This window comes from Pseudomonas sp. N040 (assembly GCF_015637705.1).
Lineage (GTDB): Bacteria > Pseudomonadota > Gammaproteobacteria > Pseudomonadales > Pseudomonadaceae > Aquipseudomonas.
This window is the reverse complement of record NZ_JADOBE010000016.1, coordinates 1-9,755: the sequence shown is the minus strand read 5'-3', so window position 1 is coordinate 9,755 and position 9,755 is coordinate 1. Positions and strand designations below refer to the sequence as shown.

Here is a 9,755-nt window from a genome sequence, read left to right as displayed (position 1 = left end):
CCGATTACTCGATGATCTTGGCAACCACGCCCGCACCAACCGTACGACCGCCTTCGCGAATCGCGAAACGCAGGCCATCTTCCATGGCGATTGGCTTGATGAGGGTAACAACCATCTTGACGTTGTCGCCCGGCATTACCATCTCAACGCCCTCTGGCAGCTCGCAGCTCCCAGTAACGTCAGTGGTACGGAAGTAGAACTGCGGACGGTAGCCCTTGAAGAATGGCGTGTGACGACCACCCTCCTCCTTCGACAGCACATACACTTCGGACTCAAACTTGGTGTGCGGCTTGATGGTGCCCGGCTTGGCCAGCACCTGGCCGCGCTCGACGTCATCACGCTTGGTGCCGCGTAGCAGCACGCCACAGTTCTCGCCAGCACGACCTTCGTCCAGCAGCTTGCGGAACATCTCAACGCCAGTGCAGGTGGTCTTGGTAGTAGGACGCAGACCAACGATCTCGATCTCTTCCTGGATCTTGACGATACCGCGCTCAACACGACCAGTCACAACAGTACCGCGGCCGGAGATCGAGAAAACGTCTTCGATCGGCATCAGGAAAGGCTTGTCGATGGCGCGAACAGGCTCAGGGATGTAGCTGTCCAGGGTCTCGACGAGCTTCTTGACGGCCGTGGTGCCCATCTCGTTGTCATCCTGACCGTTCAGAGCCATCAGCGCGGAACCGATAATGATCGGGGTGTCATCGCCCGGGAAGTCATAAGTCGACAGAAGATCACGAATCTCCATTTCGACCAGCTCCAGCAGCTCAGCGTCGTCCACCATGTCCGCCTTGTTCATGAAGACGACGATGTAAGGAACGCCTACCTGGCGGGACAGCAGGATGTGCTCACGGGTTTGCGGCATCGGACCATCAGCGGCCGAGCAAACCAGGATCGCGCCGTCCATCTGAGCAGCACCGGTGATCATGTTTTTTACGTAGTCAGCGTGACCCGGGCAATCAACGTGTGCGTAGTGGCGCACGGCCGAATCGTATTCAACGTGAGCGGTGTTGATGGTGATACCACGAGCCTTCTCTTCTGGAGCGCTGTCGATCTTATCGAAGTCAACGCGAGCCGAACCGAAAACCTCGGAGCAAACACGGGTCAGAGCCGCAGTCAGAGTGGTCTTACCATGGTCAACGTGACCGATGGTACCTACGTTGACGTGCGGTTTGTTACGTTCAAATTTTTCTTTAGCCATCGCGAACGTCTCCCACTGATGTTATTGAATCAATCGCAAAATTAAAATAAAGGCAGATATTTGCATATCTGCCTTTATGATTTTGGAGCTCATGAGCGGAATCGAACCGCTGACCTCACCCTTACCAAGGGTGTGCTCTACCAGCTGAGCTACATGAGCAAAACAGTTGCGTGAGACCAGCACTTGGAGCGGGTAGCGGGAATCGAACCCGCATCATCAGCTTGGAAGGCTGAGGTTCTACCACTAAACTATACCCGCCGAGCCTTGACTCACGCTTGAAACTGGTGGAGGGAGAAGGATTCGAACCTTCGAAGTCTATGACGTCAGATTTACAGTCTGATCCCTTTGGCCGCTCGGGAATCCCTCCAAAAAGGAGGCGGCATTTTCTATGCCGCCCCCTCAACTGTCAAGCCTTACCTTATATAAATCTTGAGGTTAGCCTCAAAAAAATGCAGCCCCACAAATGGCGCGCGCATTCTATTCAATCTTCCAATCTGTAGCAACACCGGAGCAAGCCTTCAGTTCGTGCTTCAAGCCATCAAAGTCCTGCAGCAACACCGTAAGCACATTATCATCCAGCAGCCGACTTCCCGACGCGCCCACGCGCACCCAGAAGTTTCGCTGTGTGCGCTCAAGCTCTCGCAATATCGGCTCATAGCCCGCTTCGACTAGACGCCCAATAACGCTGGCCGCGGACTCTGGGCGCGGGAAAATGCCCAAAGATATCCCATTTGCAAGATCGCCATCAGCGATAATGAAACTGTCGATCTGCCTGGCCTGAAGCTCTTTTAACTGGCGGAGCGAGGCCTCACGAGAAGCTAGAGGCGGTAGGTACACCCAGTAGTCTAAAGCAGGCTCAGCATCGACCCCTAATACTTCAGACTGGATATTTAGGCCGGACAACCTTTGCCGAAATATCTCAGCATCTTCCTGCGCCTCAAACCCACCAAAGAACATGCAAACTGACGAACCCTTATCAGAAGCAGCCTCCGTAGACGCCACTGACTTCGACTCCGCTGACTCACTGAGAAGGCGAATGTTCTTCTCTTGCGCTCGATACTGCTCAATTGGCGCAATTTCTACGCCATGCAGAGGGGCGCGCTGTTGATTCCATATGTAATAAAACAGGTTCAGGACCAACAACAGCAAAAACAACCAGCGCACATTCACTGCCTCAATCAGGGCAAGCTATAGCAAGCCCGCGAAACACCAAGTCAGGAATGACTAATGCATTTGGCACAAACTCCGCCACGAGCAACGCATCCCCCCCCGTCAATATGGTGCAAAACTCCCCGCCAAAGTGTTTGCCCGCGAGGGTCAATTGTGTTCGGATAAATCCTTCCAGCATCAACAGACATCCACACTCAATCGCTGAGGACGTTGTTTGAGGCGGCCCAGCGCACTCCGCTACCAAACCAGGTACATAACTAATACGCCCGGTGTGCTCGCTCAGCTGCCTATGCATTAACGTTAATCCGGGACAGATATAACCCCCAAGATGCTGGCCACCGGCCTCCACATAATCAGCAGTTATCGCCGTCCCGATATCCAGCACAAGACAGGCCTCAGCCTTCATACTGTATGCAGCTACGACAGCCAGCCAACGGTCAGCGCCGAGCTTCCCGTAGTCCTTATAGCCGTTCTCTACACCTGCAAGAAACCGCGCCGGCTGTGCAATCTCTGGAATAATAGAAAACTGCACTTTCAACATGTCAACCAGGCGATTTGTTTCGGCTCTGGAGCGGACACTCACCAGGCGTATCCGCTTTATGCCTAGCATTAGCTCATCAGCTAGAAGTTGCTCTCTAAGTTCAGCCTCATCAGCAGCAGCACCAAACTTGCCGACCAGTGATGCATCAGCATCAAAAAGCCTCCACTTGATTAAACTATTCCCACAATCAATCTCAAGAATCATCCTGCAACCTCAGGCTCAGCTCGCCACCACTAAACTTGCGCTCAATACCATCGACTAGCAGCCTAAGAGCACCGGACGAATCAACACCGACCACAGTTCCTGTAATTTTTTTCTCCCCTGAAGAAAGAATCACGGGGCGTAGCTGCCAGAGATGGTTAACCTCCCATTCAGCCTGCAAAGCAGAAAAGCCTCCTGCCGAATGCCTTCCAAGATAGCCGTCAATCTGCCGCTGCAACTCTGACAGCAAGACATTTCTATCAATCATTGCTCCACTTAGCTGGCGTATTGATGTCCATTTCTGATCAATCTCCTGCCCGGCATTAAGCATGTTGGCATTGATGCCAATTCCAATAATGACATGGCAAGCATCAGCAACATCACCGGCCAACTCAAGCAAAATTCCGGCAATTTTTTGGCCAGAAGCCAAGACATCATTCGGCCACTTCAAGCCAACATCCGCAACACCAACACTCTTCAAGGAATTTACCACCGCGAGCCCGACAACCAAGCTCAAACCTTCCAGCTGGCGGATCCCCTGGTCAACCCTCAAAGCCAAAGTGAAATAGAGATTTTCACCAAACGGACTAATCCAGATTCGTCCACGACGACCTCTGCCTGCCGTTTGTTGCTCAGTAACTATTGCAAAGGGCGCTGGAACGGAAGCAGCCAGCCGGCGAAAAGCCTCTGCATTTGTAGAGTCGAGCGTCTGCAGAACGTCCACGCGCCAGGACAAATGCTCTCCAGAAAAGTATCCGGGCGGGTCAAGTGCAATAATCCTGTCTGCCAACTTGTACCCCCGCCCTTTCACACAGTGGATATTCACACCCCGTTCAGCCTTGAGTCTTTTAATTTTTTTCCAGACAGCGCTACGGCTGATCGCAAGCAATGCCCCGATCTCTTCGCCTGAATGAAAGCGACCGTCCTGCAGGATATTCATCAATGCCGACAGGCTGTCCGCTGGCAAATTTGCAGCTTGATTGCTGTGACTGGTACAGATCTTTTCCAACACCACGATCGCTCATCGTTCGGCTTTTCGGCGCCCGTTTTGGCGAGTTCGATTATAACCCTATCCTGCAAAAGCAAACCCCCGACCCGCTTACGCGGATCGGGGGTTTGGGATAGGTGCTTGACGATGACCTACTCTCACATGGGGAAACCCCACACTACCATCGGCGATGCATCGTTTCACTTCTGAGTTCGGGATGGGATCAGGTGGTTCCAACGCTCTATGGTCGTCAAGCAATTTTGTTGCTGTCTCGGGGTTAGCCGCTACAGCGAATCGGGTATGTGATATCGGTTGGTAATGCGTGTTCTGGCAAACTTTCGGTTTGTTGTCGACTTCAACCATCGAGCACGCAAACTACAAATTGTTTGGGTGTTATATGGTCAAGCCTCACGGGCAATTAGTATTGGTTAGCTCAACGCCTCACAGCGCTTACACACCCAACCTATCAACGTCGTAGTCTTCGACGGCCCTTCAGGGAGCTCAAGGCTCCAGTGAGATCTCATCTTGAGGCAAGTTTCCCGCTTAGATGCTTTCAGCGGTTATCTTTTCCGAACATAGCTACCCGGCAATGCCACTGGCGTGACAACCGGAACACCAGAGGTTCGTCCACTCCGGTCCTCTCGTACTAGGAGCAGCCCCTCTCAAATCTCAAACGTCCACGGCAGATAGGGACCGAACTGTCTCACGACGTTCTAAACCCAGCTCGCGTACCACTTTAAATGGCGAACAGCCATACCCTTGGGACCGGCTTCAGCCCCAGGATGTGATGAGCCGACATCGAGGTGCCAAACACCGCCGTCGATATGAACTCTTGGGCGGTATCAGCCTGTTATCCCCGGAGTACCTTTTATCCGTTGAGCGATGGCCCTTCCATACAGAACCACCGGATCACTAAGACCTACTTTCGTACCTGCTCGACGTGTCTGTCTCGCAGTCAAGCGCGCTTTTGCCTTTATACTCTACGACCGATTTCCGACCGGTCTGAGCGCACCTTCGTACTCCTCCGTTACTCTTTAGGAGGAGACCGCCCCAGTCAAACTGCCCACCATACACTGTCCTCGATCCGGATAACGGACCAGAGTTAGAACCTCAAAGTTGCCAGGGTGGTATTTCAAGGTTGGCTCCACGCGAACTGGCGTCCACGCTTCAAAGCCTCCCACCTATCCTACACAAACAAGTTCAAAGTCCAGTGCAAAGCTACAGTAAAGGTTCACGGGGTCTTTCCGTCTAGCCGCGGATACACTGCATCTTCACAGCGATTTCAATTTCACTGAGTCTCGGGTGGAGACAGCGCCGCCATCGTTACGCCATTCGTGCAGGTCGGAACTTACCCGACAAGGAATTTCGCTACCTTAGGACCGTTATAGTTACGGCCGCCGTTTACCGGGGCTTCGATCAAGAGCTTCGCTTGCGCTAACCCCATCAATTAACCTTCCGGCACCGGGCAGGCGTCACACCCTATACGTCCACTTTCGTGTTTGCAGAGTGCTGTGTTTTTAATAAACAGTCGCAGCGGCCTGGTATCTTCGACCGGCATGGGCTTACGTAGTAAATACTTCACCCTCACCGGCGCACCTTCTCCCGAAGTTACGGTGCCATTTTGCCTAGTTCCTTCACCCGAGTTCTCTCAAGCGCCTTGGTATTCTCTACCCAACCACCTGTGTCGGTTTGGGGTACGGTTCCTAGTTACCTGAAGCTTAGAAGCTTTTCTTGGAAGCATGGCATCAACCACTTCGTCATCTAAAAGACAACTCGTCATCAGTTCTCGATCTTGAACGCCCGGATTTGCCTAAGCATTCGATCTACCACCTTAAACACGGACAACCAACGCCGTGCTGGCCTAGCCTTCTCCGTCCCTCCATCGCAGTAACTAGAAGTACAGGAATATTAACCTGTTTCCCATCGACTACGCTTTTCAGCCTCGCCTTAGGGACCGACTAACCCTGCGTCGATTAACGTTGCGCAGGAACCCTTGGTCTTTCGGCGTGGGTGTTTTTCACACCCATTGTCGTTACTCATGTCAGCATTCGCACTTCTGATACCTCCAGCCAGCTTCTCAACTGACCTTCACAGGCTTACAGAACGCTCCTCTACCGCATCACTTACGTGATACCCGTAGCTTCGGTGTATGGTTTGAGCCCCGTTACATCTTCCGCGCAGGCCGACTCGACTAGTGAGCTATTACGCTTTCTTTAAAGGGTGGCTGCTTCTAAGCCAACCTCCTAGCTGTCTAAGCCTTCCCACATCGTTTCCCACTTAACCATAACTTTGGGACCTTAGCTGACGGTCTGGGTTGTTTCCCTTTTCACGACGGACGTTAGCACCCGCCGTGTGTCTCCCATGCTCGGCACTTGCTGGTATTCGGAGTTTGCATCGGTTTGGTAAGTCGGGATGACCCCCTAGCCGAAACAGTGCTCTACCCCCAGCAGTGATACATGAGGCGCTACCTAAATAGCTTTCGAGGAGAACCAGCTATCTCCGAGCTTGATTAGCCTTTCACTCCGATCCACAGGTCATCCGCTAACTTTTCAACGGTAGTCGGTTCGGTCCTCCAGTTAGTGTTACCCAACCTTCAACCTGCCCATGGATAGATCGCCCGGTTTCGGGTCTATACCCAGCGACTAAAGCGCCCTATTAAGACTCGCTTTCGCTACGCCTCCCCTATTCGGTTAAGCTCGCCACTGAATATAAGTCGCTGACCCATTATACAAAAGGTACGCAGTCACCCAACAAAGTAGGCTCCCACTGCTTGTACGCATACGGTTTCAGGATCTATTTCACTCCCCTCTCCGGGGTTCTTTTCGCCTTTCCCTCACGGTACTAGTTCACTATCGGTCAGTCAGTAGTATTTAGCCTTGGAGGATGGTCCCCCCATATTCAGACAAAGTTTCTCGTGCTCCGTCCTACTCGATTTCACTTCTAAGACCTTTTCGCGTACAGGGCTATCACCCACTATGGCCGCACTTTCCAGAGCGTTCCGCTAAAATCAAAGAAGCTTAAGGGCTAGTCCCCGTTCGCTCGCCACTACTAAGGGAATCTCGGTTGATTTCTTTTCCTCAGGGTACTTAGATGTTTCAGTTCCCCTGGTTCGCCTCTTGCACCTATGTATTCAGTACAAGATAACCATCTTATGATGGCTGGGTTCCCCCATTCAGACACCTCCGGATCAAAGTCTGTTTGCCGACTCCCCGAAGCTTTTCGCAGGCTACCACGTCTTTCATCGCCTCTGACTGCCAAGGCATCCACCGTATGCGCTTCTTCACTTGACCATATAACCCCAAGCAATCTGGTTACTGTCTCGAACGTGAAGACGACATTCGCCGAAAATTTGCACTTGAGAACACGCAAATTTTACCTTGACTCAAACAATCACCAGTGAAAGAGATTGTTTGGTCACTTCTATCACATACCCAAATTTTTAAAGAACAGTTCTGGCGCAAAGACCAGAACTCAACATCTCAGCCTATCCAGGCAGATGCTCAGTTCTGAGCTTTCAGCGATTTCGAGTTAATGGTGGAGCCAAACGGGATCGAACCGTTGACCTCCTGCGTGCAAGGCAGGCGCTCTCCCAGCTGAGCTATGGCCCCATCTAATGATCTGGCCACGACCCTTGACAATTGGTGGGTCTGGGCAGATTCGAACTGCCGACCTCACCCTTATCAGGGGTGCGCTCTAACCAACTGAGCTACAGACCCAATCGTCTCTCTCGGGTCTATTAACCCAATCGCTTTTCGCAAGTGAATCAAGCAATTCGTGTGGGTGCTTATGAAGAAGCTGAAGTCTTCGATTAAGGAGGTGATCCAGCCGCAGGTTCCCCTACGGCTACCTTGTTACGACTTCACCCCAGTCATGAATCACTCCGTGGTAACCGTCCCCCTTGCGGTTAGACTAGCTACTTCTGGAGCAACCCACTCCCATGGTGTGACGGGCGGTGTGTACAAGGCCCGGGAACGTATTCACCGTGACATTCTGATTCACGATTACTAGCGATTCCGACTTCACGCAGTCGAGTTGCAGACTGCGATCCGGACTACGATCGGTTTTGTGGGATTAGCTCCACCTCGCGGCTTGGCAACCCTCTGTACCGACCATTGTAGCACGTGTGTAGCCCTGGCCGTAAGGGCCATGATGACTTGACGTCATCCCCACCTTCCTCCGGTTTGTCACCGGCAGTCTCCTTAGAGTGCCCACCATAACGTGCTGGTAACTAAGGACAAGGGTTGCGCTCGTTACGGGACTTAACCCAACATCTCACGACACGAGCTGACGACAGCCATGCAGCACCTGTGTTCGAGTTCCCGAAGGCACCAATCTATCTCTAGAAAGTTCTCGACATGTCAAGGCCAGGTAAGGTTCTTCGCGTTGCTTCGAATTAAACCACATGCTCCACCGCTTGTGCGGGCCCCCGTCAATTCATTTGAGTTTTAACCTTGCGGCCGTACTCCCCAGGCGGTCAACTTAATGCGTTAGCTGCGCCACTAAGTCCTCAAGGAACCCAACGGCTAGTTGACATCGTTTACGGCGTGGACTACCAGGGTATCTAATCCTGTTTGCTCCCCACGCTTTCGCACCTCAGTGTCAGTATCAGTCCAGGTGGTCGCCTTCGCCACTGGTGTTCCTTCCTATATCTACGCATTTCACCGCTACACAGGAAATTCCACCACCCTCTACCGTACTCTAGCTTTGCAGTTTTGGATGCAGTTCCCAGGTTGAGCCCGGGGATTTCACATCCAACTTACAAAACCACCTACGCGCGCTTTACGCCCAGTAATTCCGATTAACGCTTGCACCCTCTGTATTACCGCGGCTGCTGGCACAGAGTTAGCCGGTGCTTATTCTGTCGGTAACGTCAAATCAGCAACGTATTAAGCTACTGACCTTCCTCCCAACTTAAAGTGCTTTACAATCCGAAGACCTTCTTCACACACGCGGCATGGCTGGATCAGGCTTGCGCCCATTGTCCAATATTCCCCACTGCTGCCTCCCGTAGGAGTCTGGACCGTGTCTCAGTTCCAGTGTGACTGATCATCCTCTCAGACCAGTTACGGATCGTCGCCTTGGTGAGCCATTACCTCACCAACTAGCTAATCCGACCTAGGCTCATCTGATAGCGTGAGGTCCGAAGATCCCCCACTTTCTCCCGTAGGACGTATGCGGTATTAGCGTCCGTTTCCGAACGTTATCCCCCACTACCAGGCAGATTCCTAGGCATTACTCACCCGTCCGCCGCTCTCAAGAAAAGCAAGCTTTTCTCTACCGCTCGACTTGCATGTGTTAGGCCTGCCGCCAGCGTTCAATCTGAGCCATGATCAAACTCTTCAGTTCAATACTGATCGGGTTTTGAGAAAACCCTAAACTTGGCTCAGCAATCGCAAAAAACTCTCAAATTAACGAGTGTTACTTGTGATGCTGATAATCTTGCGATCCTCAGTCTTACTACACAAGCACCCACACGAATTGCTTGATTCAGTTGTTAAAGAGCGTTTGGCTGATTCGTTCGTCTCAACCAAGGCCGCGCATTCTACAGCAGCCTCTACTTCCGTCAAGCCTATTTCAAAGAATTTTTCGTTTCTTCTCAACCGCTTGCGCTACTAACACCAACACTGCATGCCGGTAGCGGGAGGCGAATTCTACAG

Annotated in this window: 4 protein-coding genes, 5 tRNA genes and 3 rRNA genes; all 12 read right to left on the bottom strand. The window is 52.2% G+C overall.

What is annotated here, in order from left to right:
* Positions 1 to 4 precede the first annotated feature (4 nt).
* A complete protein-coding gene (gene tuf / locus ISX93_RS16910) occupies positions 5 to 1,198 on the bottom strand; it encodes an elongation factor Tu (protein ID WP_195779927.1) in 1,194 nt (397 codons plus the stop codon).
* 83 nt (positions 1,199 to 1,281) lie between these two features.
* Positions 1,282 to 1,357: transfer RNA gene (locus ISX93_RS16905), tRNA-Thr, on the bottom strand.
* Positions 1,358 to 1,382: 25 nt separating this feature from the next.
* Positions 1,383 to 1,456, bottom strand: a tRNA-Gly gene (locus tag ISX93_RS16900).
* A gap of 24 nt (positions 1,457 to 1,480) precedes the next feature.
* Positions 1,481 to 1,565, bottom strand: a tRNA-Tyr gene (locus ISX93_RS16895).
* A 110-nt stretch (positions 1,566 to 1,675) separates the two neighbouring features.
* On the bottom strand, positions 1,676 to 2,362 hold the full coding sequence (locus tag ISX93_RS16890) for an SPOR domain-containing protein (protein WP_195779930.1): 687 nt from the start codon (positions 2,360 to 2,362) through the stop codon (positions 1,676 to 1,678).
* Between the two features lie 10 nt (positions 2,363 to 2,372).
* Positions 2,373 to 3,113, bottom strand: coding sequence for a type III pantothenate kinase (locus ISX93_RS16885; protein WP_195779928.1), 741 nt, complete (start codon positions 3,111 to 3,113; stop codon positions 2,373 to 2,375).
* Positions 3,103 to 4,062 carry a bifunctional biotin--[acetyl-CoA-carboxylase] ligase/biotin operon repressor BirA gene (gene birA / locus ISX93_RS16880; protein ID WP_195779929.1) on the bottom strand — a complete coding sequence of 320 codons (960 nt, stop codon included), beginning with the start codon at positions 4,060 to 4,062 and terminating at the stop codon, positions 3,103 to 3,105. Before birA ends, ISX93_RS16885 begins: the two co-directional genes overlap by 11 nt.
* A 175-nt stretch (positions 4,063 to 4,237) precedes the next feature.
* A 5S ribosomal RNA gene (rrf, locus tag ISX93_RS16875) occupies positions 4,238 to 4,353 on the bottom strand.
* Between the two features lie 142 nt (positions 4,354 to 4,495).
* Positions 4,496 to 7,388: ribosomal RNA gene (locus ISX93_RS16870) — 23S ribosomal RNA — on the bottom strand.
* 242 nt (positions 7,389 to 7,630) lie between these two features.
* Positions 7,631 to 7,706 (bottom strand) — tRNA-Ala (locus ISX93_RS16865).
* A gap of 31 nt (positions 7,707 to 7,737) precedes the next feature.
* Positions 7,738 to 7,814, bottom strand: a tRNA-Ile gene (locus ISX93_RS16860).
* 93 nt (positions 7,815 to 7,907) lie between these two features.
* Positions 7,908 to 9,444, bottom strand: a 16S ribosomal RNA gene (locus ISX93_RS16855).
* Together the 16S, 23S and 5S rRNA genes with 2 tRNA genes alongside form the textbook arrangement of a ribosomal RNA operon.
* Positions 9,445 to 9,755: the final 311 nt, after the last annotated feature.